This is a genomic window from Sphingopyxis sp. 2PD (genome assembly GCF_005503695.1).
GTDB lineage: Bacteria > Pseudomonadota > Alphaproteobacteria > Sphingomonadales > Sphingomonadaceae > Sphingopyxis.
This window is the reverse complement of record NZ_SCMU01000015.1, coordinates 41312-66250: the sequence shown is the minus strand read 5'-3', so window position 1 is coordinate 66250 and position 24939 is coordinate 41312. Positions and strand designations below refer to the sequence as shown.

The window sequence follows — 24939 nt, the reverse complement described above, 5'->3', positions numbered from 1 at the left end:
GCCGGCCAATGGTCCTGGGGGCATGCCCCCAGGACCATTGCCATCCCATCAATCAACCATCATGAAGGAGCCGGACTCTACCTCTGACTGGTAACAATCAGGGGAGCACGTCAATTCAGACCACCCTTGCAGGGGCAATCAATCCAACAATGCACCCGGACTAATGCCGAACGGGCTCGCAAGCTTCTCGATTACCGTTGCTGTCGGGTTGCGTCGCCCCCTCTCTATGTCGCTGACATAGGTCCGATGGATGTCGGCGCGATCGGCGTAATCCTCCTGACTCCAGCCCCTCTCCTCTCTGAGGCTTCGTACATTCTGGCCGAGGCGAACGCGTATATCCACGCGCGAGTAAAGACGCCGATGTGACTGATTGATCTACAGACGATCAGTGACAATGGACTTGACTTGCTACCCTCTCGAAGCATTTGTCACGTCACTGATCGTCGACACTTTCGTCGTCGCTGGAGAAGGTAAGGACGGATAATGAAGTTCGGATTGGTTTTGGCAGCTGGTGCCGCATTGGCCCCTCAGACTTCGGCGGCGCAGACTTGCGCCTCCTATTTAGGGCAGGTCGTCGCTCCAAAGGATATCGACGACATCATCGCGCCCTTCAGGGCGGTTGGCGAGAAGAGCGAATTCGAGAGCACCGAACAATTCGATGCCCGGAAGGGAATTGTGGTCGCAAAGCTTGGCCCGGCTCTGATCGTCAAAAAGGCGCCCGAGGATCGTAAATATTTGGTCTACAATGCCGACACTCAGCAGCTTAACGTGATTTCGTACGCCTTTCGGAACCTGCCGTTTGATGCCAGTGTTCTCTTCGGTCCGGGAGCACCGTACCGAGGCATGATGGAATCGGGCTACCTCAACATCGAGGTCGTTATTGAACAAGACGAAACCGTCACGGGCACCTATGCGGCGTCGAATTCCTATGGTGCCAAAACCGAGGTTTCGAAAGTACTCCGCCGCACGCGAGGGATTTTCGAATCTAAGACCGAGTATGGCAGAGACTCGCTTTTCCCGGCCGCCCAAAACGACAGCAATATTGCAGGCAGCATTCCAATGTCGTCCCAAGACGCGATGCGGCTAAAACCCGCCCTCCAGCTCGGCTTCGTCGCAGTACCAAAGGCTCCGTATTATCTCAGCGCTGTCGAAAATTATCCATCCTCGCCGACGATCCGCAACCCGCGGGAAGTCACGAGCGAAGTGTCTGCACTGATCGCTGACATCCAATGCGGCCTCGTCCTCGACCCAGGCAATATGGTGCTTGCCGCCTTCGACACCCGGTAGCGCGGAGGGGCCGCTAGCTGAGATATAGGAGCCGCTGATGGAACGTTGGGAAGTCCGAAGCGGAAAGCAGCTGAACTGTCGAGTCTACCTGATCGTCGAACTTGGCGTGAGGAAACTGGAATAGTTCGGCTTCATAGGCCGGCAGCCAGTCGGCTTCCGCCGGCAGCCATAGCTGACCCTGCTCGACTTTGACCGTCTGCTGCTGCGCGCGTTCGATTTTGCCCTTCTCCGGACTGCGATGCATAAGCCACAGCTTCGGCTCGCCTTTGTTGATCTCTTCGATCAAGCTGATCCCGCTCGCTTTTTTCTCGACTATCACGAGCGTGGCGTTCCATTGCTGCTTTTGCACGTAGACCTGTTTCAGCAATGCGGAAAAGCGCGGTCGATAACGCCAAACATCGAGAAGATAATAGCCGTCGGGGCATTTGGCCCAAGTTGTGCAGACAGTGTAGGAATTCGTTTCGTCGCCTTCGTATGCGGTGTCCCAGCTCTGGATGACGGCTTCGACCTTCTCGGGTCCGGGCCGCTTCTCGTAGCGTTTGATCCAGATGTTCTTGAAGATGGCACCGCCGGGCGGGATTGGGCACTGGTTGAACTGGGCCTCAAAATCATGCTCGCCCATTTCCTTCTTCAGCTGCGCAAGATCTTTTTCATCGTGCCGGGATGGCTGCAATATGCGCCCAGCAGCAAAGCGCGCCTTGAGACCATTGGCAACGATATCGTAGTCTTGTTGCTTAGGATTGATGGCCGGCAGAATGAGCGTTTCCCATCCGCCCGTCTCGATGAGATGGCCCGGCAGATCTTCGGCGTGCAGGCGCTGCGCGACAACGATGATCTGTCCCTTCTTCGGATCATCGAACCGCGTGTGAACTGTCGAATTGAACCACTCTATGCTGTTCTCGCGCGCCGTGGGCGAGTGCGCTTCATTGGCCTTCAGCGGATCGTCTATAATAATGATGTCGGCACCGCGCCCTGTGAGGGTCGCACCGATCGAAGTAGCGAAGCGATATCCCCCCGTGGTGGTTCCGATCTCGGTAAGACTCTGCTTCTTTGGGTCGAGGATCGTGCCTGGGAATATCCGGCGGTACCACGATGATCGCATCAGTCGGAGCGTATCGGCACTGAACTTTTCAGCGAGCTGGGCGCCGTAGGATACACAGATGATGCGCGCTGCCGGGTTCTTTCCCAGCAGCCATGCGGTGTAAGCAATCGATATGAGATAGGTCTTGAGATAGCGCGGCGGGATACAAACCAGCGCACGCGAGACGATGCCCTCAAAGATTTTCTGGATCAGGCGGCAGATGATGTCGATATGACGCGCCGCGTCCAGCATTTTGGGTTCGACGACAGAAAAAGCTCGGATAGCGAACACCCGGAAGTCCTGGCGACACAGGCTATCGACGATCGTGCGAAGCTCGATTGGGTCACTCATCGCCGGCCTCCTTCTTGAACACTTTGAACCTCTCGCGTAGCTCCAGCCATGCATCGAAGGCGGCAAAGTCGGCGGCTATTTCATCGAGGGTTGGCGGCGCGACCTCAGGCGGATCGAATTTTTCGTCGAGGTCCTTCTGGATGGCGAAGGCCTTCAGATCCCCTTCGGCCGACTTTTGCGCGAGCTGGTGATATGCCAGCTCTTTCTTGGTCATCGTTTTAGATTCACCGTCGATCATAACGGTGATTTTCGTGTTGAAGGCCTCGCCGTAGAGGGACTTCTGGTTTTTCGAGCCCTTCGGTCGGCCCTTGGGGTTTGGCGAGGCGCATCCCTTTTTCCAATAGGTGGCGGGATCGGTTTTCCCCTTGCCCCATTTGGAAGGCTGCTTCGGATCGTCTTTCTTACTCATCGTCGTCGCCCCCTTCGGTCTCGCTGCGCTCTGCGGTCAGTTCAGTGAAGGTGAGGCCACTCTCGACATGGATGGCGTCCTCACCAGTCAGCGCTTCCCAACGCCGGATAGTTCGATCGACATACTTGGGATCGAGCTCGATTCCGCAGACGGAGCGGTTGCATTGCTCGCCCGCAATGATCGTTGTTCCTGATCCGATAAATGGATCGATGACGATGTCGCCGGGGTGGGTGACATCGAGCAGCGCATCAACGACGAGTTCCACAGGCTTCGGCGTTGGGTGATCGGCGAGCGCCTTGCCAGCAGAGGATCCGGCGCGATTGGCGCCGGAATAGGTCCACACATTTGTGCGATCACGGCCATGCACACCAAGAGCGACATTGTTGATGACCGGCGACTTGTCTGTGCAGAAGACCGCGACAAGTTCGTGTGCCGATCTATACAGCCCGCCCATGCCGCCCGACCCTTTGTTCCACACAGCCAGGTTGATCCGGTGGAGGCCGGTGACGCGCCCGGCATCGAAAAGGACGTCGATCTGCCGCCAGTCCATGCAAACGAATATCACCGCGCCGGAACTGCAGAAGGTGCGGCAATGCCCTAAGTATGTTGTCAGGAATTGCCGAAACTCCTCCGTGCTCTCCTGGCCGGCGAACATCACGAAGTCTTCGTGCTCGTGCTTTCCGAGGCCGCCCACGAAACCTTTGATTCTGCAATTGTACGGCGGGTCGCTGAATACCGCGCCGGCTAGCTGGCCTTCCAGCAAAAGCTCATATGACGAGGCAGAGAGTGAATCGCCGCAGAGCAGCTTATGCTTGCCAAGGCAGTATAGATCGCCGATCCGGCTGATCGGCGCAGCGCCGGAAACGCCATCTGTGCTATTCTGTTCGACCTCCTGCACCAGAGGCTTCACCTTGATCTGGCCGATTTCTGGGAGCGTGAATCCTGTCGAAATTAATTCAATGCCGTGGGACTCGATGGCAATCATCCGATCGCGGAGTTTCTCCAGATCATATTTTCCGATCTCGCCGATCCGATTGAGCGCAATGCTGAGCGCCTCGAGCTCAATCTGATTGAGGTGTTCGACGACCCGGCACTCGATCGTTTCAAGGCCAAGTTTCTTTGAGGCCTCCCACAAGCCGTGACCCGCAACGATTACATCATGCTTATCGATCAAAATGGGCAGCACGATGCCAAACTTGTTGACTGCACGCATCGTGCTTTCGAGAAGCTGGCTAGTGGTCTCCCGAGTGCGATTAGGCCCAGGGACTAAGGAACCAATCGGCCGCCATACGGTCCGCATCGCGGGCTGCAGATCGTTCCGCGCAAGCCCGTACTGCGCCGTCGCGAGCTGTGTGTCTGCTTGGTTCTCGGCGCGCCGCTTTCCCGTCTTGGCCTGCAGCTGCTTCTTTAGTTTGTTCGAGTTGAATAAGTCTCTCGTCGTCATCAGTCCCTCCGGTCAAAAATCCGGCGGAGGAGGATGGCGCAAAGCTAGGTCCTGCCTCCGGTCGGAGTGCGAGGACCTGACCCCGGGACTGGGGGTCGACATCTGCGACGACATGGCGCCGCACCGTTCAGGTCGATTTACATCTATATAGTGCCGACAGGATTTGCCGGTTGCAAGAGGCACGATGCTGATGCGCGGCGATAATTGTGTCAGTGATCATCGGGAATCCGTTCCCTGTTCAACGCCCCAATTTTCCGTGTTTTCAAAATCGATGAAAAGTGAGCAGAACCTCGCTAAACCGCCAGTATTGCCGCGTAGTACGAGCTCGATCCGTGTTCTTTTCGCGTTTTTCCGTGTTTATCGGGGTATAACACGGAAACATAGCCGGAGACGGGTTCGCTCAGGACTGCCTGCACCGCCATCGACCGTCCGGTCCGACCATCAACCTCAAGCGAAATGCAGGCGGCGGTATTTGCCGCGGAAATAGAGCAAGGGATCGCGGTGCGGTTCGAACTGCGCGCGCACCACGCGGCCGACCAGGATGAAATGATCGCCCGCCTCGTGCAGCGATTCGCGCTGGCATTCGAATGACACCAGCGAGCTGCCGAGCAGCGGAACGCCGGTCTGCCCCGGCGCCCACGGCAGATTGGCAAACCGATCCTCGCCGCGGGTAGCAAACCGGTTCGATGCGGGCTGCTGGCCGATCTGGAGGACGTTGACCCCGAAATGCCCCGCCTCGCGCAACGACGGCGCCGTGCCTGCCGAATTGGCGATGCACACGAGCAAGAGCGGCGGGTCAAGCGACACCGAGGTGAAGCTGTTCGCGGTCAATCCGACCGGCGCCTCGTCCGCATCGAGCGCGGTGACGATCGTCACGCCGGTGGCAAAGCAGCCCATCGCATCGCGCAGCGTCCGCGGGTCCGATCCCGCCTGAAACTCGGTCGCCTCGCGTGGCTGGCGGCGTTCGAGAAATTCGAGCAATTGGCCGAGTAGCGCCTCGGTCCGGTCGGTACCCAGCGCCAGATCGCTATCGTCGATATCGGCCCGTTCGCCGATCGGCAGCGCGGCTTGGAAGGCGTCGCCCCCGGCGCCCCCCGGCACCGCGGCAAAGCCGCCGCGCACCACCAGCGTCGGCAGCGCCTGCCGCGCCGCGATACCGCTGGCCACCGCGTCGGCATCGTCGGGCATATCGACGAGCACCAGCCCGCCCGCGAGCAAAATGCCGTCGGTTGCCAGCGCGCGCGTCGCGATCCAGCCGCCATGCCGCGCGGCAACCACCACCGGACGCGACCCCATTTGCGCGAGGACCAGCCGCAAATCTTCGACATGGGCGGCGAGCTGGTCGACGCCGCCGGGCGCGCGCAGGTCGAGATTGACCACCCGGCGCCCCGACAGCACGAGACCTTCGGCGACCGCGCGCCAATCGCTGCGCGGTCGACCGACGTCGGGGATCAACAGCACCGCCGGGTCATTGTCGTCGCCCAGCACGTCAGCGGTCAGCGGTACGCCGCCAAAACCCTTATATTCGATGAGACTCAAGCATCCCCCTTGGCGCACCGGCGGGCGATAACGCCGTGGGCAACGAAATGATCAGATTGCGAAGAACCAGATCATATCGCAAGCGCTGGCGGCACGCCAGCGGATCGGCGCAGGATTGGTTGCCTAGCGCCGCATCGCTGCCAGTCGCTGGTCCACGATCGCGTCGGCGTCGGCGATGATGCGGTCGATCAGTTGCTGACAGGTCGGGATGTCGTGGATCAGCCCCTGCACCATCCCGGCCCAGAACACACCTTTCGACAGGTCGCCGGTTTCGAGCAATTCGCGCCCCGCCTTGCCGTTCACCAGTTCGGCGACATCGGCAAAGGTCGCATCGGGCTGGGCGAGACGGCGCACCACCTCTTCGCTCACCGCGCTCTTGCCGACGCGCGCGGTGTTCTTGAGGCTGCGGAAGATCAGGAAGCTGCCGCGCTCGTCGTTGTCGATATAGGCTTGCTTAACATTGTCGTGGATCGGCGCCTCGACCGTCGCGCAGAAGCGCGTCCCCATGTTGATCCCCTCGGCGCCCAGCGACAGCGCCGCGACCAGGCCGCGCCCGTCGCCGAAGCCGCCTGACGCCAGCATCGGGATCTTTACCTTGTCGGCAGCGGCGGGGATCAGGATCAGCCCCGGAATATCGTCCTCGCCAGGATGCCCCGCGCATTCGAACCCGTCGATCGAGATGATGTCGCATCCGGCGCGCTCGGCCGACAGCGCATGGCGCACCGCGGTGCATTTGTGGAGGATGGCGACCCCGTGGGGTTTCAGCATCTCCCATATCTCGCGTACCGCCTGCGTTCCCGCGGTCTCAACGATCTTGACCCCGCCATCAATGATCGCCTGCGCATAGGCCTTGTAATCGGGGGCGTTGATCGTCGGGAAGACGGTCATGTTCACGCCGAACGGTTTGTCGGTCATCGCGCGGCAACGCTCGATTTCGTCGCGCAGCGCCTCAGGGCTCGGCTGGGTGAGCGCCGTGATGATGCCCAGCCCACCAGCATTCGAAACCGCGCTTGCCAGTTCGGCATAGCCGACGCTCTGCATACCGCCCTGCACGATCGGATGTTCGATCCCCAGCATGTCGGTAATGCGTGTCTTGAAAGCCATCGTTCGTCCCTCTCCATGATCGGTCGCAGCAATTTGACGCTACGTCGTCGCGGCGCCGGAATTGACTTGACGTTTACGTCAACGTCCGGTTCATTGGCAAGACAAGATATATGGGAGCGGGACAGATGCGGCCATGACGATCCTCTATGACGAAGGCCAACAGGCGATTGCGACCGAATCACGGCGGGTACTCGAAGCGCGCGTCAGCAAGGACGACTTGCTGCCACTGCTCGAATCGGTCGGCGATTATCATCGCTCCTTCTGGGACACGGCGAAGGAACAGGGCTGGACCGCGCTGGCGCTTCCCGAAGCACAGGGCGGCCTGGGGCTTGGATTGGTCGAGCTTGGGCTGATCGCGCATCAGGCGGGCCGGTCGCTCAGCGGCGCACCCTTTCTCACTTCGAACTTCGGGGCCGCCAAGGCGATCGAAATCTATGGCACCGATGGGCAAAAGGCCCGGTGGCTGCCCGGGCTGGCGTCGGGCGAGACGATCGGCGCGATCGCCTTTGCCGCTGGCCCCGATGCGCTGCCCGTTCAGCCCGACGTGACGCTCACCGGCGATTTGCTCGCCGGGGTCGCCAGCGCCGTTTCGGGTGGACTGGCCGCCGACATCGCAATCGTGCTGGCCAACGGTCCCGGAATGCCTGCGCTGACGCTGGTCGAGCTTGCGGATGTCGAACGATCGGCGGTTGCGAGCTTCGACAACAGCCGTTGCCTCGCCGACCTGCACTTTGCGGGCACACCCGCGGAAACCTTGGCGGTCGGCCATGCGGCGCGCGACGCCGCGCTCCACATCCTCGCCCTGCAAGCCGTGGTGACGGCGCATGAGCAGACCGGCGGCGCCGAGGTGCTCATGGAAATCGCACGCGACTATGCGCTCACCCGCCGCGCCTTTGGCCAGCCGATCGGCGCGTTCCAGTCGGTGAAACACCGGATTGCAGAGCTTTACGGGCTGGTCGAACTCGCCCGCGCCAATTGCATCCACGCCGCCGCCCGCGAAGGCCAACCCGATTTCATCACCGCCGCAGCCGCCGCGCGGCTGTCGGCGACCGAAGCCTATGACACCGCGGCGCGCGACTGCATCCAGATCCACGGCGGCATCGGCGTGACATGGGAGCTCGGCCTGCACCTCCATATGCGACGCGCGCGCAGCCTCGCGATCGAACAGGGCAGCAGCCTGTTCTGGGAGGATGTGCTGGTCGACCGTCTGGCAGGAGAAGCCGCATGAGCGATCTCGAAACCTATCGCGCCAAGGCCGCCGCCTGGCTCGAATCGGTGGCGCCGACCTTTGGCCGCGCGGCGCGCAAGGGTCTGTCGGAAGCCGACGACCTCGCGCTCGGGCGCCGCTATCAAAAGGCTAAGTTCGATGCGGGCTATGCCGGGATCAACTGGCCGACCGAATATGGTGGCCAAGGGCTGACCCATCTCGAAAAAGTGACTTTCGACGCCGAGGAAATGAAGCACGGTTTCCCCAGCTTCTACTTCGGCATCTCGCTCGGCATGCCGGTGCCGGTGGTGATGCAGTTCGGCAGCGACAAGGAATTCGTCAAGGAACGCGTGCTGAAGGCGCTGAAGGGTGAGGAAATCTGGTGCCAGCTGTTCTCCGAGCCCTCGGGCGGCTCGGACCTCGCGGGTCTGCGCACCCGCGCCGAACCCGACGGCAATGGTTGGAAGATCAACGGCCAGAAAGTGTGGACCAGCTGGGCGCATTACAGCGACTATGGCGTCATCGTCGTTCGCACCGACCCGACCGTGCCCAAGCACAAGGGGCTCACCTATTTCTGGGTCGACATGAAAGCGCCGGGGGTGACGGTGCGGCCGATCAAGCTCGCAGGCGGCGACAGCCATGTGAACGAGGTGTTCTTCGACGATGTGAAGATCAGCGACGATCACCGCATGTCGCCCGTCGGCGGCGGCTTTGCGGTCGCGATCACCACGCTGATGATCGAACGCTATGTCGCGACCGACAGCGCGGGTTTTGGCCCGCACCTCGACCTGTTTGTCGATCTGGCCAAAGACACCTCTCTCAACGGCAAGCCCGCGATCGAAGACGGCCGCATCCGGCAGCAGATCGCGCGCAATTATGCGATGCGGTCGGGGCTCGATTCGATCAACGTCCGCGCGCGGCTGATGATGCAGGCGGGGATGATTCCGGGCGCCGAGGGATCGCTCAACAAGCTGGTCGCGGTGCGTTCGCGCCAGAAACTCTCCGAACTCGCGATCGACCTACAAGGCACCGGCGGTTTCGCGTTCGACGAACATGCCTCGCAAAAGGAGGATTGGGCGTCGAGCTGGATCAACGCCCCGACCGGACGCATCGCCGGCGGGTCCGACGAAACCTTGCTCAACACGATCGCCGAAAAGGTGCTCGGCCTGCCGCAGGACCACCGCCCCGACAAGGGCGTCCCGTTCAACCAGATCCCGGCCTGAGGAGGCGCGCATGAAATTCGATTCCACCACATCGGCCGTTGTTACCGGCGGCGCTTCGGGACTTGGCCGCGCCACCGCCGAAGCGCTGGCGGCGGCAGGGGTCAAGGTCGCGATTTTCGACATCAACGAAGCGCTCGGCGAAGAGGTCGCCGCGTCGATCGGCGGGTTATTCTGCAAGGTCGATATCACCGACGAACAATCGGTCTTGGACGGCTATGCCAAGGCACGCGCAGCCCACGGCCAAGAGCGCATCTGCGTCCACTGCGCAATGACCTCGCGCCGCGGCAAGACGCTCGCCTATGACAAGGAAACCCGCACCTTCCGCCGCACGCCGACCGAGGACTATGCCTATGGCGTGGCGGGCATCTTGACCGCCAGCTATCGCATCGGCTCAATCGCGGCCGAAGGCATGGCGACCTTGCCCGACCTCGAAGACGGCGAACGCGGCGCGATCATCTTCACCGCCTCGGTCGCGGCGCAGGACGCGCAGATCGGGCAGGTGATCTACGGCTCGGCGAAAGCAGGCGTGAACGGCCTTGTGCTGCCGATGGCACGCGACCTGATGGACCTTGGCATCCGCGTCAATTCGATCATGCCCGGCGTGTTCGGCACGCCCTTGCTGGGCAATATGAACCCCAAGGTGAAGGAAAGCCTCGAAGCGTCGGTCCCCTTCCCCAAGCGGCTCGGCAAGGCCGAGGAATATGCCAGCCTCGCGATGGAAATGATCCGCAACACCTATTTCAACGGCCAGGCCGTCCGTCTCGACGGCGCGATCCGAATGGCCCCCCGTTGAGACATGACACCGTCCCCTTTCCGTTCGTGTCGAGCGAAGTCGAGACAGGTAAAGCCATGCACGAACTCGGCGTGTCTCGACTTCGCTCGACACGAACGGGGTAGAGGTCAGCAAATCCCTAAATCATGATGTTCCCATAATTTCCTTCTGAAAGGATACTTCCATGCCCGAAGCCTATATCATCGACGCCGTCCGTACCCCGCGCGGAGTTGGCAAGCCCGGCAAAGGCGCGCTGTCGCACCTCCACCCGCAACATCTCGCCGCCACGGTGCTGAAAGCGATCAAGGAGCGCAACAACCTCGACACCGCGACGGTCGACGACATCATCTGGTCGACGTCGTCACAGAATGGCAAGCAGGGCGGCGACCTTGGCCGGATGGCGGCGCTGTCGGCGGGTTATGACACCAAGGCGTCGGGGACGACGCTCGACCGGTTCTGCGGCGGCGGCATCACCTCGGTCAATCTGGCCGCCGCCACCGTCATGAGCGGCATGGAAGATTGCGTCATCGCGGGCGGCACCGAAATGATGAGCTACACCACCGCCTTCGCCGCTGAACAGGCCAACGCTGGCCTGCCGCCGCGGCTGATGGGATCGGGTCATGAAGCGCTCGACGAGCTCCACCCGCAATCGCATCAGGGCGTCTGCGGCGACGCGATCGCGACGATCGAAGGGATCAGCCGCGAAGATCTCGACGCGCTCGCGCTGGTCAGCCAGCAGCGCGCCGATCGCGCAATCAAGGAAGGCCGTTTTGCCAAATCGGTCGTCCCAGTGCTCAACCCCGACGGCAGCGTGGCGCTCGACCATGAAGAATTCCCGCGCCCCGAAACCACCGCCGAAGGACTGGCGTCGCTCAAGCCCGCTTTCACTGGCCTGGCTGATTTTGACCTGGGCGGCGGCTTCAGCTTCCGTAAGCAGATCAACCGTCGCTATCCCGATGTCGAAATCCAACACTTCCATCATGCCGGCAACTCGTCGGGCGTTGTCGATGGCGCCGCCGCGATCCTGCTGGCGTCCAAAGACTATGCCGACAAGCACGGCCTGAAACCCCGCGCACGCGTCGTCGCTTATGCCAATATCGGCGACGATCCGACGCTCATGCTCAACGCTCCCGTCCCCGCAGCGAAAAAAGTGCTCGAAAAGGCCGGACTGAGCAAGGACGACATTGACGTCTGGGAAATCAACGAAGCCTTTGCGGTCGTCGCCGAAAAGTTCATCCGCGACCTCGATCTCGACCGCGATAAGGTGAACATCAACGGCGGAGCGATGGCGCTTGGTCACCCGATTGGCGCTACCGGTTCGATCCTGATCGGCACCGCGCTCGACGAGCTCGAACGCTCGGGGGGTCGCTACGGCTTGGTTACGATGTGCGCCGCGGGCGGCATGGCGCCCGCGATCATCATCGAACGCATATAATCAACCTTTGTCATTGCGAATGGAGCGAAGCAATCCAGAGCGGATTACGCGCGCACTGGATTGCTGCGTCGCTTCGCTCCTCGCAATGACGAGCTGATATAAATCTGGGAGACACGACATGGCTGGGCCGCTGAAGGGCATCCGCATCATCGAATTTGCCGGGATCGGCCCCGGTCCCTTCTGCGGCATGATGCTCGCCGATCATGGCGCCGAGGTGATCCGCATCGACCGCCCCGGCGGCTTCATGGACCCGCGCGATCCGCTCAGTCGCAACCGGACATCGATCGCGCTCGACATGAAAAACCCGGAAGCGGTCGCGATTGCGCGCGATCTTTGCAAAAGCGCCGACGGGATCATCGAGGGATATCGTCCCGGCGTGATGGAGCGGCTCGGGCTTGGTCCCGACGTGCTGCTCGCCGACAATCCCAAACTGATCTACGGCCGCATGACCGGCTGGGGGCAGTTCGGCCCCTACTCCCAGGCCGCGGGCCACGACATCAACTATATCGCGCTCTCGGGCGTCCTCCACGGCATCGGGCGCGCGGGCGAAAAGCCGGTGCCGCCGGTCAATTATGTCGGCGATTTCGGCGGCGGCGGGATGATGCTCGCCTTCGGCATGGCGAGCGCGCTTGTCCATGCGGCGAGGACCGGCGAGGGTCAGGTGATTGACTGCGCGATGACCGACGGCTCGGCGCTGCTCGCGGGCATGACCTGGGGCTTCAAGGCGATGGGACGACTGAAGGACGAAGCAGGCGTCAACCTGCTCGACGGCGCGGCGCATTTCTATGACAGCTATGTCTGCGCCGACGGCAAATTCATCTCGATCGGGTCTATCGAACCGCAATTCTATGCACTGCTGCGCGAAAAGACCGGCCTTGCCGGCGATCCCGATTTCGATGCGCAGCTCGATCCGTCGAAATGGCCGGTGCTGAAAGACAAGCTGACGGCGTTGTTCAAGACCAAGACGCGCAACGAATGGTGCGCGATCATGGAGATGACCGACGTCTGCTTTGCGCCGATCCTGTCGCTGACCGAAGCGCCCCAGCATCCGCACAATGTCGCGCGCGAGACGTTTCTCGAGGTCGGCGGCGCGGTCCAGCCCGCTCCCGCACCGCGCTATTCGGCGACGGTCAACGACACCCCGCGCGCGGCTCCGGCGGTCGGCGCCGATGGCGATGCGGTGCTCGCGGGGCTTGGTTATGACGCGAGCAAGATTGCGGCGCTTCGCGATGGTGGTGCGGTTCGGTAGTGGATGCTCGTTCAATCTGAACCGTAGCCCTGAGCCTGTCGAAGGGCGCTTCTCGGATAAGCGCCCTTCGACAGGCTCAGGGCTACGGTGATGACCGCGTGGTACAGATCAGGCTTACCGCGCGGTCAGCGCTTCCCACAGCCCCTGTCCACCAAGCCCGGACACCTGCCGCCCCAGCTTCGCCGCCCAATAAGCATCATTGCCATGCTCGCTGCGCCAGCGCATCAGCGGGATCGTCACGCGGTTCAGTTCATATTCGGCGGTAAAGCCGATCGCGCCATGCACCTGATGCGCGATTGCGGTCACCACCCCGACCGCGCGGTTGGCGCGCAACTTCGCCGCCGCCATCTCGAAATCCGCCGCGGCAGGATCGAACCCCACCGCATCCAGCCGCGCTGCCAGCGCCGCCGCCGCCGCCTCGACCGCGCGCACCTCGCACGCCATCACCGCAAGCGATTGCTGCACCGCCTGGAATTTGCCTAGCGGCCGTCCGAATTGCTGCCGCGTGTTCACATGCTCGATCGATAGCGCCAGCGCCTGTCCCATCGCTCCCGCCATCAGGCTGACCGTAGCGGCAGGCTGCACAGCGTCCGGCGCGATCAGCCCAGCCACCGGCAGGTCTGGGACCATCACCCCCGCGATCTGCAACACCGCATTCACGTCGCCCCAATCACCGCCGAAACCGCCATCGGCTTCGGGCACGAGCAGCAGGCCGAACCCGGCCTCGTCAATCGGCGCCATCCCCGCGGTGGCGGCCTCTGCAAACACCGCCCGCGCGGTATCGCACAGCATCTCGCGCGCCGCGCTCATCTGAGGCCCAATCCGCGTGCGATGATCCCGCGGATCACCTCGCGCGTTCCGCCGCGCAGCGAAAAGCTGGGCGATGCGATCAACAGCGCGCGCAGCAATCGGCCAAGGTCGCCCGGATCGTCCCACGGACAATCGACGATGGCCTGCACCCGGCGCGGCATGTCCTGTTCGAACGCATTGCCCAATTCCTTGACCACCGACGCCTCGACCATCGGATCCTCACCCGCCGCCAGCTTCGCGGCGGTCGACATCGACAATTGGCGCAGCGTCCACATCTCGGCGGTGAGCTCTCCGATCAGCGTCGCGACAGCGGCATCGGGATCGGCGCCCGCCGCATCGATCAGCGCGGCGAGCAGCGCGTGACTTGACAGATAGCGCTCCGGCCCCGACCGTTCGAGACCCAGTTCAGCGGTGACCTGTTGCCACCCTTGCCCCCGCGTCCCGACCAGCGCGCCAAGCGACACCAGCACATCGTCGAAAAACACCTCGTTGAAGTCGTGGTTACCCGCCATGTCGATGATCGGGCGGATCGTGATGCCGGGAGTGTCGAGATCGATCAGCAGCTGGCTCAATCCCGCATTGCGCTCGCTGCCCTCCTCGGTGCGGACGAGCGCCAGCATGATGTGCGAGAAATGCGCTCCGGTGGTCCAGATTTTCTGACCATTGATCCGCCAGCCCTCGGCGGTTTCGCGCGCCGTGGTCCGCACCGCCGCCAAGTCGGACCCTGCCCCCGGTTCGGACAGCCCGATGCACGCATAAAGTTCACCCTTCGCAATTCCCGGCAAATAGCGCTGGCGCTGTTCCTCGCTGCCATAACGCACGATCAGCGGCCCGGTCTGCCGGTCCGCGATCCAGTGCGCCCCGACCGGCGCGCCCGCCGCCAGCAATTCCTCAATGACCACATAGCGTTCCAGCGGATGCCGATCGCCGCCGCCATATCGCGTCGGCAAGGTCATCCCGATGTACCCCGCCGTCCCCAGCGCGCGGCTGAAATCAGCATCGAAGCTCGCCCAGCTATTGGCACGCGCGACGACATCGCCCTGCGGCTGGTTCACCGCGAGCCATGCCCGCAATTCGGCGCGCAGTGCCGCAACGTCGCCGGGCGGATCGAAGGGATAGAGCGCAAAGCCTTGCATGTCCCGACAGCCATGCAATAGCTTTTCCCGAGCAGCAAAAGGATTTTCACATGGGCGAGTTTTTGAGTGTCGAGCGGCGGGGCAAGATCGCGATCCTGACGATGATCAAGCCCGAAAGCATGAACGCGATTGGCACCCATGAAGACTGCCAGGACATCATCGACACGCTCCGCGATCTTCGCGAGGACCGCAGCGTCAGCGCGATCATCCTGACCGGCAGCGGCAAGGCGTTCAGCGCCGGCGGCAATCTGAAGGGCATGCAGGATCGCACCGGCATCGGCGTGCTCGACCAGCCCGATTCCACCCGCAGCAATTATCGCAAGGGCGTACAGGCAGTGATCCGCGCGCTCATGGACTGCGAAGTGCCGATGATCGCCGCGGTCAACGGCCATGCCATCGGCCTGGGCGCCGATCTGGCCTGCACCTGCGACATTCGCATTGCGGCGGAAAGCGCAAAGTTCGCGTGCAGCTTCATCAAGGTCGGGATCGTTCCCGGCGACGGCGGAGCATGGCTGCTGCAAAAGATTCTCGGCTATCCGCGCGCCGCCGAACTGTTCCTGACCGGCGACCGCTTTGACGCCGTGCAGGCAAAGGAATATGGTCTGGTCACGGACGTCGTCCCCGACGCGGAACTGCTCGATCGCGCCGTGGCGATTGCCGAACGGATCGTGTGCAATCCGCCGCGCGCGCTGCGCCTCACCAAAAGGTTGCTGCGCGAGGCGCAGCATAGCCGGATGAGCGACATCTTGGAGCTCAGCGCTGCCTATCAGGCGATCGTGCACGAAACGGCCGACAATCGCGAGGCGATCAACGCCTTCGTCGAAAAGCGCCCACCGGTGTTTACAGGAGAATGACCATGATTGCCGAGCGCGTCCTGCCCCTGAGCGGCGTCCATAATTTCCGCGATTATGGCGGGTATGCGGTCGAGGGCGGCGGGCGGCTTCGCGACGGCATGCTGTGGCGCTCGGCGCATCACGAAGCGGCCACCGACGAGGATCTGGCGGCGCTTGACGCGCTGGGGCTCGAAACCATCATCGACCTGCGCGGCGACGACGAGCGCGAATTGCATCCGTGCCGCCGGTCGGAGAATTTCTCGGCGCGCGTCTTGTTCGCGGGCGGCGTGACTGCAGGGTTGGCGCCGCATCTTCAGGCGGCAGGCGGGACGATCGATGTCGAGACCGCGCGGGCGCGGATGATCGACACCTATGCCGGCATGCCCTATCGCCCCGCGCTGGTCGCGACGCTGCGGCTCTATCTGGCGGCGCTCGCCGAATATGACGCGCCAAGCCTCGTCCACTGCGTCGCAGGCAAGGACCGCACCGGCTTTGCCGTCGCGATCGTCCACCGGCTCCTCGGCGTCCATGAGGACGATCTGATGCACGACTATCTCCTCACCAACACCGCGGGCAAGATCGAGGAACGGATCGCGCAGGGCGCGGCGCATATCCGCGCGCGCTATGGCGCCGAAATCCATGACGACGCGATCCGCGCGCTGATGTCGGTGAACCCCGCCTATCTCGACGCGGCCCTCGCCACCGTGCGCCGCGATCATGGCGATGTCGCGACCTATGCCGAGGCGGTGCTGAACTTCACCCCCGACATGCGCGAGGCGATCGTGGACAAGCTGGTGGTATACTGAACCATCCCAAAAACCGTAGCCCTGAGCCTGTCGAAGGGCGCTTCTCGGGTAGGCGCCCTTCGACAGGCTCAGGGCTCCGGTGAGACTCTTACTCCGCCTTCACCAGCACCCCGCCCTTGACCACCGCATCGACGCTTTCCAGCTGGCGAACATCGGCCAGCGGATCGCCATCGACTGCGACGATGTCGGCATAACGCCCCACCGCAATCGCCCCGACGTCCTTTGCGCGGCCCAGCGCCTCGGCCGCATTCTTCGTCGCCGCTTGGATCGCCTGCAGCGGGGTCATCCCATATTCGACCATGACGCGGAACTGCCCGCCGACCTGGCTGTGCGGCATCACCCCGGCGTCCGACGCGAACACCATCCGCACCCCGGCGCGGTGCGCTTTCCTGAAATTGTCGCGCTGGATCTGCGCGATCTCGCGATCCTTGCGCAGATTGTCCTCGAGCACGCCGTTCTTCGCGCCCTCGGCCTGCGTATATTCGGTGTTGAAGATGTCCATTGCGAACCACACCGGCTGCTTGCGGGCCACCGCCATGCGGATGCCCTCGTCGTCGACCAGGCTCGCATGTTCGATCGTGTCAATCCCCGCAGCGATGGCGGCGCGGATGCCCGCCGCACCATGCGCGTGCGCAGCGACCCGCAATCCCCATTGATGCGCCTCGTCGGCAATCGCGCGCAGCTCGTTCTCGGGCACCTGCAACTGCCCCGGTTCGGTGTTGCGCGAAAAGACGCCGCCCGTCGCGCAGACCTTGATCACCTCGGCGCCATATTTGCGTTGGCGGCGAACCTGATAGCGCAGTTCTTCGGGATTATCGCCGATCCCCTCTTCCTTGCCGTCCGCTTTCTCCAGGCTGGGCGGCAGGAAAGTGCTGTCGCAATGCCCGCCGGTCGCACCGAGCGCATAGCCCGCGGGGACGATGCGCGGCCCGGTGGCGTAGCCAGCATCGATGGCCTGTTTCAGCCCGATGTCGTTGCGGTCGCCTGCGCCGACGTTGCGTACCGTCGTGAAGCCGGCGTCGAGCATGTCGCGGGCATTTTTGACCGCAGTCATGCCCCAGAAACTGTCGGTAAACTCCAGCCCGCGATAACCGCCGATGTCGGCGGGACCGTCGAGATGGACGTGCATGTCGATCAGCCCGGGCAGCAGCGTCTTCTGCCCCAGATCGATATGCTTGACGTCACTGCCCCAGCGGACCGTGCGCGCATCGGCAATATTGGTGATGCGGCCATCGGGTCCGACAAAGATCGCGGGATATTCGACCGTCTTGCCGGTCAGGACATCGACATAGCGCGCCGCGGTGATGACGGCCTGACCCGTCGGCGCCTGCGCTGCCGCCGAGACAGCAAAAAGCGCCGCCGAGCCCAAACCGATTCCCCGCAGAAAACTGCCGAACTTCACTCGCGATTGCATGTTTGACCCGCCCTGTTGTTGGTGCCCATCACCCTGATGGCAAAGGCGATAAAATTAGGACAGCGGAATCTTGTGCTGCGCCAGATAGTCGTAGTCCGGTCGGCAGGCGTCGGCGACGCTTTGCGCCCCCGAAGTCAGGTCGGGCTGCGGCTTGTCGGGCGCGCCGAAGCCGATGCTCGATGCCACCGCATCGTACCAATGCGAACCCCACACACCATCGGTCGGGCGCAATCCGGCCTCCCAACGCAGCATCGCCGGATCCCACCCGATTCCGAGCGCCGCGCACAATTTTTGCAACATCGCCGCCGGATCGCGCAGGATGTCGGCACTGTCGATCACCGGCGGGGCATGGCCAAGCCGATCGGCCTCGCGGTCGAAAAATTCGACCTGCTTGTCGGTGCCGAGATGGTCGGGACGCACCGCGACGCGCTTGGCGGCATAGCTCGCCACGACGCGCGCCGGGTCGCGGATCAGGAACGCGTGGCGCAGGCCCGGCAGGTCGTGATGCGCGATCGGTCCGACCATGTGGTGCGCCATATGCTTCTGGTACCAGATCGGCGCGCCGGTCGGACATCGTCCGCTCATCGCCCGCGCCACGCCGTGCCAGTCGCAGTCCATCGACGCCATAACCTCGTCGGCCATCGGCTGCGGGTCGCCGGTTGCCTTCAGATAGGCGCCGTAAAAGGGCTCGTCGGTGACGAAGCTGTCGGCGCGGCTGCCGAAGCTGCGCATCATCGCGGTCGACAGGTTGCGCGGTCCCGACCACATTGCGATCTTGAGCGGCTCCCCGCTCGGGGCGATGCGGATCGTCATCGCGCCGCTTTCCTTCTTCCGTTCGTGTCGAGCGAAGTCGAGACACGCTGGCGCCAGACGTGTCTCGACTTCGCTCGACACGAACGGGATTGGGAGGGCCGCCTATCCATCGAGCGCGCCCGCAATATCCCGCTCGATCAACGCCTTGTACAGCCCCTGCAGCCGCTCGACCATCGGCCCGCGACCGTCGGTGAGCTTGCGGCCGTCGATCGTATGCGCCGGAACCACTCCCGCAAAGGTGCCGGTCACAAAGGCCTCGTCGGCGCCGTGAACCTCGGTCAGTGAGAAATTCTTCTCGAACACGGGAATATCATTCTCGCGGCAGAGGCGGATGACATTGCTGCGCGTGATCCCGGCGAGGCAATAGTCGCCGCTCGACGTCCACACCTCGCCCTTGCGGACGATGAAGAAGTGCGTCGAATTGCACGTCGCGACAAAGCCGTGCGGATCGAGCATCAACGCCTCGTCGGCGCCCGCCTGTGCCGCCTGAATACAGGCGGTGATGCAGTTGAGTTTCGAGTGCGAATTGAGCTTCGGATCCTGCACCGCCGGATCGCCGCGGCGCACATGTACGGTGAACAGCGACAGGCCTTTTTCGACCGTCGAGGGGAGTGGATCCTTATGCTCGGCGATGATGACGATCGTCGCGGGCGAGATGACGACGCGGGGGTCCTGATACGGAGTCGAGCGGATACCGCGCGTGACCATCAAGCGGATATGACAGGCGTCCATGCTGTTGCCGTCGATCGTGTCGTAGAGCCGCTGCACCAACGCGTCGCGGCTGATCCCGATGTCCATCGCGATCGCCTTGGCCCCTTCCCACAAGCGGTCCAGATGCTGGTCGAGGAACGCCATGCGTCCCTTGTGGACGCGAATTCCTTCCCACACGCCGTCGCCCAGCATGAAGCCGCTGTCGAACACCGACACGCTGGCCTGTGCACGTGGCACCAGCGTGCCGTTGATGTTGATCAGGATCGCGTCGTTGCGCGGATCGGGGACGAAGTCATGCGTGCCTTGGGCCATGCCCCCTTGGTAGCCGCTCGCGCGCGGCTGTCGAGAGCGAAGCGGCCGCTAAATTGCCTTGCGTCCAAAGCTGGCGGGGTGCGTCGACACGTGGGACGCGGCGTCGTCGGCATCGACCGACACGTCGCCGACCAGCCCGGCCTCGCGCTTGCTCATATAATTGGCAAAGGCGGCATCGGGATCGAACTCCGGTTCGACCAGAACCTCGCCCGGTTTCAGCCTGGCTTCGAAACCCATATCCGCACCATTTTGGGCGCCAGCAGCCGTACCCAGATTCTTGATGATCAGCGGCAGCGCGATCAACAACCCGCCGACCACGACCAAAATGATCCAAGGGGAAATGTCCATGCCGAAGCTCCCGCTATTCAGCGGAGCGCAATAGCAGTGACAGTTTACGATTCCCTTAGTGCGCCGCTGCCGTTCAGGCGGCCACGCGCGACCCACCACACCGCCGTCAGCGCGAACGCCGTGCCGAGCAACGTCCCGCCGACGATGTCGCTCGCCCAATGGACGCCTAGCATGATGCGCGAAAAGGCGTTGAGAAGGATCATCGCGATCGCCAGCGTCCAGGCCGCGGCGCGCCAACGCGGCGGTGCCAGCCAGGCAAGCAGCAGATAGACCACCGCCGCGCTCGTGGCATGCCCGCTGGGGTAGGCAAAGCTCGTCTGATGATCGAGGTGATCGATCACATCGGGCCGCGCGCGACCGAAGCCGAGCTTGAGCAGGCTCGACGCCAGGTTGGCGAGCAGCGACGCCCCGCCCAGCGCCACCGCGCAGCGCGGCCCGCACCAATGCCAGACGAGCCCGCACAACAGAATGACGATGATCCAGCGCGGAATGCCGCCGCCGATCCAGCTCACCGCCTGCATGAACGTCACCAGCGCCGGATCGACCAGCTCGACGCGCAGCGCGAGCGCGGCGGAAACCGCCCGATCGATGTCTTCGGTCCATCCCGCGCCGACCGCAAAGCCCAGCAGGATCATCGCCATCAGCATCAGCGCCGCCATCGTCGGCACCTGCCGCCCCGTCATGCTCACCCGCCCGTCTCCCTTGTCATGCGCGCGCCCGACCGGCGCCATGCGTCCAGCTGTCCGGCAAAGCGCCGCAATTGATCGACCCCGCCCTCGACATCATTGTCGAACAACCGCACCTCCCGGTCGCCGCCTCCGCTGCGGTAGCGAAGGTACAGTCCGTGCCGCAAACGCGCGCCGATCCGCGCCGCGCCGCCGCCGCCCTCGCCGGGCAGGCGATCGGCGCGGTCGACAATCATCTGGGCAATATCGCCCACCGGCACCGGCTTCGCGGCGCCATAGCTTGCATGAAGATGCAGCGCATGGCCCTCGATCCGCGCCGCAACCCCGCCGCGCACCACGCGCACGCCGAACCGCCCGACATAGAACAGGCTGGCGCTGCCCAGCAGCAACAGGAACGGGATTTGCAGCGATCCGAGCACGCCGTCGCCCCGACGGACCGGCGCGGGAAATTCCAGGCCCGGCAGCCCGATGGTCGGCGGCGGCGCGATACGCTCGGCATGTTCGATCCACGCCAGCGCGAACGCCGCGGCGGCGAACACGGCGAACAGCAGCGCCTTGCGCAGGTTACCCGTGCGCGAGAAATACAGGATCGACGGGTTCACGCGGCGGCGCCGGATCGCGGCGCGCGATCAGATATGCAGCGGCCGCCCGAACGCCGCCAGCACGCCCTCGTGCATCGTCTCGCTGAGCGTCGGATGCGGGAAGACGGTGCCGATGAAGTCATCCTCCACCAGTTCGGCGGTCTTGCCGATCGTATAGCCCTGAATGAGCTCGGTGACCTCGGCGCCGATCATGTGCGCGCCGAGCAGCTCGCCAGTCTTCGCGTCGAACACGGTCTTGGTGAACCCTTCCGCCTCGCCCAGCGCAATCGCCTTGCCATTGCCGATGAACGGGAAGGTACCCGCCTTGACCTCGTAACCCAGCTCCTTCGCCTTCGCTTCGGTCAGCCCGACGCTCGCGATCTGCGGGCGGCAATAGGTGCAGCCGGGGATGTTGCGCACGTCCATCGCGTGCGGGTGATTGCCCGCAATCGCCTCGACGGCGATCACCGATTCGTGCATTGCCTTGTGCGCAAGCCATGGCGGCGCGGTGACGTCGCCGATCGCCCAGATGCCGGGCACGTTGGTGCGGCACATCGCGTCGGTGTCGATATGCCCCTTGGTCGTCTTCACGCCCAGCGCTTCCAGCCCGATATTCTCGGTGTTCGGGACGATGCCGATCGCGACGATCGCGTGGCTAAATTCGGCGGACTCGGTCTTGCCGTCCTTGGTCTTGATCTTGGCGGTGACGCCGTTCGCAGTCGCCTTCAGTTCTTCGACCCCGGCGCCGGTGAAGATCGTCATGCCCTGCTTCTTGAGCTGCTTCTCAAGGAACGCCGACACATCGGCATCTTCGACGGGGACGAGCCGGTCGAGCAATTCGACGACGGTGACTTCGGCGCCCATATCCTTGTAGAAGCTTGCAAATTCGATCCCGATCGCGCCCGATCCGATGACAAGCAATTTCTTGGGCATTTCGGGCGGGACGAGCGCGTGGCGATAGGTCCAGATGCGCTTGCCGTCGGCGGGCGCGAAGGGCAGATCGCGAGCGCGGGCGCCCGTCGCGACGATGATATTCTTGGCGGTCAGGGTTTCGCTACCCTTATCGCCTTTGACTTCCAATTTGCCCGGAGCCGTCAGCTTGCCCTCGCCCATATGGACGGTGATCTTGTGCTTCTTCATCAGGAACGCCACGCCCTGGCTGAGCTGTTTCGCGACCCCGCGGCTGCGCTTCACGACCGCGTCGATGTCGGCGCTGATCTGCTGCGCGATCAGGCCATAATCGCCCGCATGCTGCATATAATGATAGATTTCGGCCGAACGCAGCAGCGCCTTGGTCGGGATGCAGCCCCAGTTGAGGCAGATGCCGCCGAGATTCTCGCGCTCGACGATCGCAGTTTTGAGCCCGAGCTGCGCCGCGCGGATCGCCGCGACATAGCCGCCGGGGCCGGAGCCGAGGACGATGAGGTCGTAGTTGGTGTCAGCCATTATGGGCTCCTTGAAAAGCCCCTCTCCCCTTGCGGGAGAGGGGTTGGGGTGTGGGGTCGGCGCGCGTCTGCGCGCCAGAAGAATCGATGGCGTGCAATATTGCTTCGGCAATACCGTCGCAGTTGTTCAGCACGTCGTTGTTCCAGAAGCGCAGAATACGAAAGCCTTGCGCTGCCAGATAGGAATCGCGGTCGGCATCATAGGGGCTTTCTGAATGCTGCCCACCGTCCGCCTCCACAATCAATCGATGCTCGAAACAGACAAAGTCGGCGATGTAGAGATCGTCGATGATGACCTGCCGCCGCCATCGCAGGTCGGCCAACCGCTTCGCGCGCAGGATTGACCAGAGCCGACGTTCGGCGTCGGTCGGGCTCGACCGCATCGCGCGGGCGCGTTCGAGCAAAAGTGCCTTGCGGGCGAGAATGTCGGTTACTGTCTTATGCGCCGCAGACGCGGCGCGGACCCCACTCCCCAACCCCTCTCCCGCAAGGGGAGAGGGGCTTTGGCCCCTCGCGGGCATCTTACGCCACCAACCCCAGCGGGTTCTCCACCAGTTCCTTGAAGGTCTTCATCAAGAGCGCGCCGTCGGCGCCGTCGATCGCGCGGTGGTCAAAGCTGCCGGTGGCCGACATGACGGTCGCGATCGCGAGCGCATCGTCGACCACATAAGGCCGCTTCTCGCCCGCGCCGATCGCCATGATCATCGCCTGCGGCGGGTTGATCACCGCGGTGAACTGCTTGATCCCCATCATGCCCATGTTGGAGATGCTGGCGGTGCCGCCCTGATATTCATGCGGCTGGAGCTTGCCTTCCTTCGCCTTCGCCGCGAGTTCGGCCATTTCGGTCGAGATTTTCGACATCGACTTGCCGCCCGCGTCGGTGATGATCGGGGTGATCAGCCCGCCCGGGATGCTGACCGCGACCGAAATGTCGGCGCGACTGTACTGGCGCATCACATCGCCGCCGAAGCTGACGTTGCACGCCGGCACGCGTTCGAGCGCGACCGCGAGCGCCTTGATCAGCATGTCGTTGACGCTGAGCTTGACGCCGCGGCTTTCGAGGCTGGCGTTGAGCTCGCCGCGCAGCTTGAGCAGCGCGTCGAGGCGGATGTCGACGGTCAGGTAGATGTGCGGCGCTTCCTGCATCGACTGCGTCAGGCGGCGCGCGATCGTCTTGCGCATGCCGCTGAGCTTGGTGTCCTCGTGCGGGATGCCGAAATCGGGGATCGGGCCTGCCGTGGCAGGAGCCGAAGTCGCAGCAGGCGCTGCTGCCGCAGGTGCGGCTGTGCTGGGGACGGCTGCGGGCGCAGCGACACCTGCCGGAGCGCCGTCGAGGTCGTCCTTGACGATGCGGCCGCCCGGGCCGGTGCCGGTGATCGTCGCAAGGTCGATGCCGCGTTCGGCGGCAAGCCGCTTGGCGAGCGGGCTGGCTTTGATGCGGTCGCCTTTTTCCGTCGTCCCAGCGGAAGTTGGGACCGCTGGGGTGGGTTCGCTGACGGGAGCGGCCCCAGCTTCCGCTGGGGCGACGTCTTTGGCTGGCGCGGGCGCTTCGGCCTTCGCCTCAGCCGCGGCAGACGCAGCAGCAGGTGCCGGAGCCGCCTTCGCGCTCCCCGCGTCCTCATCGTCACCCGCGATCACCGCAATCACGGTGCCGACCTTCACCCCATCGGTGCCCTCGGCGACCAGGATCTGGCTGACCACACCCTCGTCGACCGCTTCGAATTCCATCGTTGCCTTGTCGGTCTCGATCTCGGCCAGCAGGTCACCCGATTTGACGCTGTCACCTTCCTTGACCAGCCATTTGGCCAGCGTGCCTTCCTCCATCGTCGGCGAGAGGGCGGGCATCTTAAGTTCGATTGGCATGTCTAGGCGTGTCCCTGTCAGTCTTGCAGGCCGGGCCTGCCGCTACGGATTCGTCCCTCGTCATAAGAGCATCGTTCGTC

Annotated in this window: 25 protein-coding genes; 8 read left to right on the top strand and 17 right to left on the bottom strand. The window is 63.4% G+C overall.

The genetic code is table 11. From position 1 onward, the window contains the following. Positions 1-138: 138 nt before the first annotated feature. Positions 139-342, bottom strand: coding sequence for a helix-turn-helix domain-containing protein (locus FFS18_RS11660; RefSeq protein ID WP_137870972.1), 204 nt, complete (start codon positions 340-342; stop codon positions 139-141). Positions 343-483: 141 nt separating this feature from the next. Between FFS18_RS11660 and FFS18_RS11655 the strand changes: the two genes are divergently transcribed. Continuing rightward, positions 484-1287: a hypothetical protein gene (locus FFS18_RS11655; protein WP_137870971.1), complete on the top strand. Its 804-nt coding sequence runs from the start codon at positions 484-486 to the stop codon at positions 1285-1287. Positions 1288-1300: 13 nt separating this feature from the next. Here FFS18_RS11655 and terL read toward each other — a convergent pair whose 3' ends face one another. From terL to FFS18_RS11630, 5 genes are all read right to left on the bottom strand, one after another. Next, entirely contained in the window at positions 1301-2719 is a 1419-nt protein-coding gene (gene terL / locus FFS18_RS11650; protein ID WP_171005296.1) for a phage terminase large subunit, read from the bottom strand. Further along, positions 2712-3128 (bottom strand): DUF5681 domain-containing protein, encoded by a 417-nt coding sequence (locus FFS18_RS11645; RefSeq protein ID WP_137870969.1) that lies wholly within the window; start codon positions 3126-3128, stop codon positions 2712-2714. Before FFS18_RS11645 ends, terL begins: the two co-directional genes overlap by 8 nt. Further along, positions 3121-4572 carry a DNA modification methylase gene (locus FFS18_RS11640; protein ID WP_137870968.1) on the bottom strand — a complete coding sequence of 484 codons (1452 nt, stop codon included), beginning with the start codon at positions 4570-4572 and terminating at the stop codon, positions 3121-3123. The genes FFS18_RS11645 and FFS18_RS11640 overlap by 8 nt, the downstream gene beginning before the upstream one ends. Before the next feature lie 447 nt (positions 4573-5019). Beyond that, on the bottom strand, positions 5020-6111 hold the full coding sequence (locus FFS18_RS11635) for a flavin reductase (RefSeq protein ID WP_137870967.1): 1092 nt from the start codon (positions 6109-6111) through the stop codon (positions 5020-5022). Between the two features lie 123 nt (positions 6112-6234). Further along, positions 6235-7215: an NAD(P)H-dependent flavin oxidoreductase gene (locus FFS18_RS11630; RefSeq protein WP_137870966.1), complete on the bottom strand. Its 981-nt coding sequence runs from the start codon at positions 7213-7215 to the stop codon at positions 6235-6237. Between the two features lie 133 nt (positions 7216-7348). Between FFS18_RS11630 and FFS18_RS11625 the strand changes: the two genes are divergently transcribed. The 5 genes from FFS18_RS11625 (at position 7349) to FFS18_RS11605 (ending at position 13101) form a co-directional block, all read left to right on the top strand. Further along, on the top strand, positions 7349-8443 hold the full coding sequence (locus FFS18_RS11625; protein ID WP_137870965.1) for an acyl-CoA dehydrogenase family protein: 1095 nt from the start codon (positions 7349-7351) through the stop codon (positions 8441-8443). After that, positions 8440-9645, top strand: coding sequence for an acyl-CoA dehydrogenase family protein (locus FFS18_RS11620; protein ID WP_137870964.1), 1206 nt, complete (start codon positions 8440-8442; stop codon positions 9643-9645). Before FFS18_RS11625 ends, FFS18_RS11620 begins: the two co-directional genes overlap by 4 nt. Positions 9646-9655: 10 nt before the next feature. After that, the gene (locus FFS18_RS11615) at positions 9656-10438 is read left to right on the top strand and encodes an SDR family NAD(P)-dependent oxidoreductase (protein ID WP_137870963.1); all 783 of its coding nucleotides are present in this window, start codon (positions 9656-9658) and stop codon (positions 10436-10438) included. A 163-nt stretch (positions 10439-10601) separates the two neighbouring features. Then, positions 10602-11852 carry an acetyl-CoA C-acetyltransferase gene (locus tag FFS18_RS11610; protein WP_137870962.1) on the top strand — a complete coding sequence of 417 codons (1251 nt, stop codon included), beginning with the start codon at positions 10602-10604 and terminating at the stop codon, positions 11850-11852. A gap of 118 nt (positions 11853-11970) precedes the next feature. After that, positions 11971-13101 carry a CaiB/BaiF CoA transferase family protein gene (locus FFS18_RS11605; protein ID WP_137870961.1) on the top strand — a complete coding sequence of 377 codons (1131 nt, stop codon included), beginning with the start codon at positions 11971-11973 and terminating at the stop codon, positions 13099-13101. A 114-nt stretch (positions 13102-13215) separates the two neighbouring features. On the opposite strand, the gene FFS18_RS11600 is transcribed toward FFS18_RS11605, so the two are convergent. After that, positions 13216-13911 carry an acyl-CoA dehydrogenase family protein gene (locus FFS18_RS11600; RefSeq protein WP_137870960.1) on the bottom strand — a complete coding sequence of 232 codons (696 nt, stop codon included), beginning with the start codon at positions 13909-13911 and terminating at the stop codon, positions 13216-13218. Continuing rightward, entirely contained in the window at positions 13908-15047 is a 1140-nt protein-coding gene (locus tag FFS18_RS11595) for an acyl-CoA dehydrogenase family protein (protein WP_137870959.1), read from the bottom strand. Before FFS18_RS11595 ends, FFS18_RS11600 begins: the two co-directional genes overlap by 4 nt. A 50-nt stretch (positions 15048-15097) precedes the next feature. On the opposite strand from FFS18_RS11595, the gene FFS18_RS11590 reads away from it, so the two are divergent. Together FFS18_RS11590 and FFS18_RS11585 are read left to right on the top strand one after the other, a co-directional pair. Beyond that, positions 15098-15901, top strand: coding sequence for a crotonase/enoyl-CoA hydratase family protein (locus FFS18_RS11590; RefSeq protein ID WP_137870958.1), 804 nt, complete (start codon positions 15098-15100; stop codon positions 15899-15901). Then, positions 15898-16686: a tyrosine-protein phosphatase gene (locus tag FFS18_RS11585; RefSeq protein WP_137870957.1), complete on the top strand. Its 789-nt coding sequence runs from the start codon at positions 15898-15900 to the stop codon at positions 16684-16686. The genes FFS18_RS11590 and FFS18_RS11585 overlap by 4 nt, the downstream gene beginning before the upstream one ends. Before the next feature lie 88 nt (positions 16687-16774). Here the strand turns inward: FFS18_RS11585 and FFS18_RS11580 are convergent, their stop codons facing one another. The 9 genes from FFS18_RS11580 to FFS18_RS11540 all read right to left on the bottom strand — a co-directional run bounded on the left by FFS18_RS11580 (position 16775) and on the right by FFS18_RS11540 (position 24859). Then, on the bottom strand, positions 16775-18100 hold the full coding sequence (locus tag FFS18_RS11580) for a Xaa-Pro dipeptidase (RefSeq protein WP_137870956.1): 1326 nt from the start codon (positions 18098-18100) through the stop codon (positions 16775-16777). A 54-nt stretch (positions 18101-18154) separates the two neighbouring features. Then, complete coding sequence (locus FFS18_RS11575; protein ID WP_137870955.1) at positions 18155-18913, bottom strand: sulfotransferase-like domain-containing protein; 759 nt, start codon at positions 18911-18913, stop codon at positions 18155-18157. 102 nt (positions 18914-19015) lie between these two features. After that, a complete protein-coding gene (locus FFS18_RS11570; protein WP_137870954.1) occupies positions 19016-19936 on the bottom strand; it encodes an aminotransferase class IV in 921 nt (306 codons plus the stop codon). A gap of 48 nt (positions 19937-19984) precedes the next feature. Then, the gene (locus tag FFS18_RS11565) at positions 19985-20284 is read right to left on the bottom strand and encodes a hypothetical protein (RefSeq protein ID WP_137870953.1); all 300 of its coding nucleotides are present in this window, start codon (positions 20282-20284) and stop codon (positions 19985-19987) included. Between the two features lie 44 nt (positions 20285-20328). Continuing rightward, positions 20329-21015 carry a phosphatase PAP2 family protein gene (locus tag FFS18_RS11560; RefSeq protein ID WP_137870952.1) on the bottom strand — a complete coding sequence of 229 codons (687 nt, stop codon included), beginning with the start codon at positions 21013-21015 and terminating at the stop codon, positions 20329-20331. After that, positions 20970-21572: a hypothetical protein gene (locus FFS18_RS11555; RefSeq protein WP_137870951.1), complete on the bottom strand. Its 603-nt coding sequence runs from the start codon at positions 21570-21572 to the stop codon at positions 20970-20972. Before FFS18_RS11555 ends, FFS18_RS11560 begins: the two co-directional genes overlap by 46 nt. A 27-nt stretch (positions 21573-21599) precedes the next feature. Next, positions 21600-22997 carry a dihydrolipoyl dehydrogenase gene (lpdA, locus tag FFS18_RS11550; protein ID WP_137870950.1) on the bottom strand — a complete coding sequence of 466 codons (1398 nt, stop codon included), beginning with the start codon at positions 22995-22997 and terminating at the stop codon, positions 21600-21602. After that, a complete protein-coding gene (locus FFS18_RS11545) occupies positions 22990-23400 on the bottom strand; it encodes an endonuclease domain-containing protein (protein ID WP_249340382.1) in 411 nt (136 codons plus the stop codon). The genes lpdA and FFS18_RS11545 overlap by 8 nt, the downstream gene beginning before the upstream one ends. Positions 23401-23518: 118 nt before the next feature. Beyond that, on the bottom strand, positions 23519-24859 hold the full coding sequence (locus FFS18_RS11540) for a pyruvate dehydrogenase complex dihydrolipoamide acetyltransferase (RefSeq protein ID WP_137870949.1): 1341 nt from the start codon (positions 24857-24859) through the stop codon (positions 23519-23521). Between the last annotated feature and the right edge of the window lie 80 nt (positions 24860-24939).

Bases quoted from the DNA above. Each gene is read 5' to 3' on its own strand.
- FFS18_RS11655 (WP_137870971.1), top strand. From the start codon at position 484: ATGAAGTTCGGATTGGTTTTGGCAGCTGGTGCCGCATTGGCCCCTCAG.
- terL (WP_171005296.1), bottom strand. From the start codon at position 2,719: ATGAGTGACCCAATCGAGCTTCGCACGATCGTCGATAGCCTGTGTCGC.
- FFS18_RS11645 (WP_137870969.1), bottom strand. From the start codon at position 3,128: ATGAGTAAGAAAGACGATCCGAAGCAGCCTTCCAAATGGGGCAAGGGG.
- FFS18_RS11640 (WP_137870968.1), bottom strand. From the start codon at position 4,572: ATGACGACGAGAGACTTATTCAACTCGAACAAACTAAAGAAGCAGCTG.
- FFS18_RS11630 (WP_137870966.1), bottom strand. From the start codon at position 7,215: ATGGCTTTCAAGACACGCATTACCGACATGCTGGGGATCGAACATCCG.
- FFS18_RS11625 (WP_137870965.1), top strand. From the start codon at position 7,349: ATGACGATCCTCTATGACGAAGGCCAACAGGCGATTGCGACCGAATCA.
- FFS18_RS11620 (WP_137870964.1), top strand. From the start codon at position 8,440: ATGAGCGATCTCGAAACCTATCGCGCCAAGGCCGCCGCCTGGCTCGAA.
- FFS18_RS11615 (WP_137870963.1), top strand. From the start codon at position 9,656: ATGAAATTCGATTCCACCACATCGGCCGTTGTTACCGGCGGCGCTTCG.
- FFS18_RS11610 (WP_137870962.1), top strand. From the start codon at position 10,602: ATGCCCGAAGCCTATATCATCGACGCCGTCCGTACCCCGCGCGGAGTT.
- FFS18_RS11605 (WP_137870961.1), top strand. From the start codon at position 11,971: ATGGCTGGGCCGCTGAAGGGCATCCGCATCATCGAATTTGCCGGGATC.
- FFS18_RS11600 (WP_137870960.1), bottom strand. From the start codon at position 13,911: ATGAGCGCGGCGCGCGAGATGCTGTGCGATACCGCGCGGGCGGTGTTT.
- FFS18_RS11595 (WP_137870959.1), bottom strand. From the start codon at position 15,047: ATGCAAGGCTTTGCGCTCTATCCCTTCGATCCGCCCGGCGACGTTGCG.
- FFS18_RS11590 (WP_137870958.1), top strand. From the start codon at position 15,098: ATGGGCGAGTTTTTGAGTGTCGAGCGGCGGGGCAAGATCGCGATCCTG.
- FFS18_RS11585 (WP_137870957.1), top strand. From the start codon at position 15,898: ATGACCATGATTGCCGAGCGCGTCCTGCCCCTGAGCGGCGTCCATAAT.
- FFS18_RS11580 (WP_137870956.1), bottom strand. From the start codon at position 18,100: ATGCAATCGCGAGTGAAGTTCGGCAGTTTTCTGCGGGGAATCGGTTTG.
- FFS18_RS11575 (WP_137870955.1), bottom strand. From the start codon at position 18,913: ATGACGATCCGCATCGCCCCGAGCGGGGAGCCGCTCAAGATCGCAATG.
- FFS18_RS11570 (WP_137870954.1), bottom strand. From the start codon at position 19,936: ATGGCCCAAGGCACGCATGACTTCGTCCCCGATCCGCGCAACGACGCG.
- FFS18_RS11565 (WP_137870953.1), bottom strand. From the start codon at position 20,284: ATGGACATTTCCCCTTGGATCATTTTGGTCGTGGTCGGCGGGTTGTTG.
- FFS18_RS11560 (WP_137870952.1), bottom strand. From the start codon at position 21,015: ATGGCGCCGGTCGGGCGCGCGCATGACAAGGGAGACGGGCGGGTGAGC.
- lpdA (WP_137870950.1), bottom strand. From the start codon at position 22,997: ATGGCTGACACCAACTACGACCTCATCGTCCTCGGCTCCGGCCCCGGC.
- FFS18_RS11540 (WP_137870949.1), bottom strand. From the start codon at position 24,859: ATGCCAATCGAACTTAAGATGCCCGCCCTCTCGCCGACGATGGAGGAA.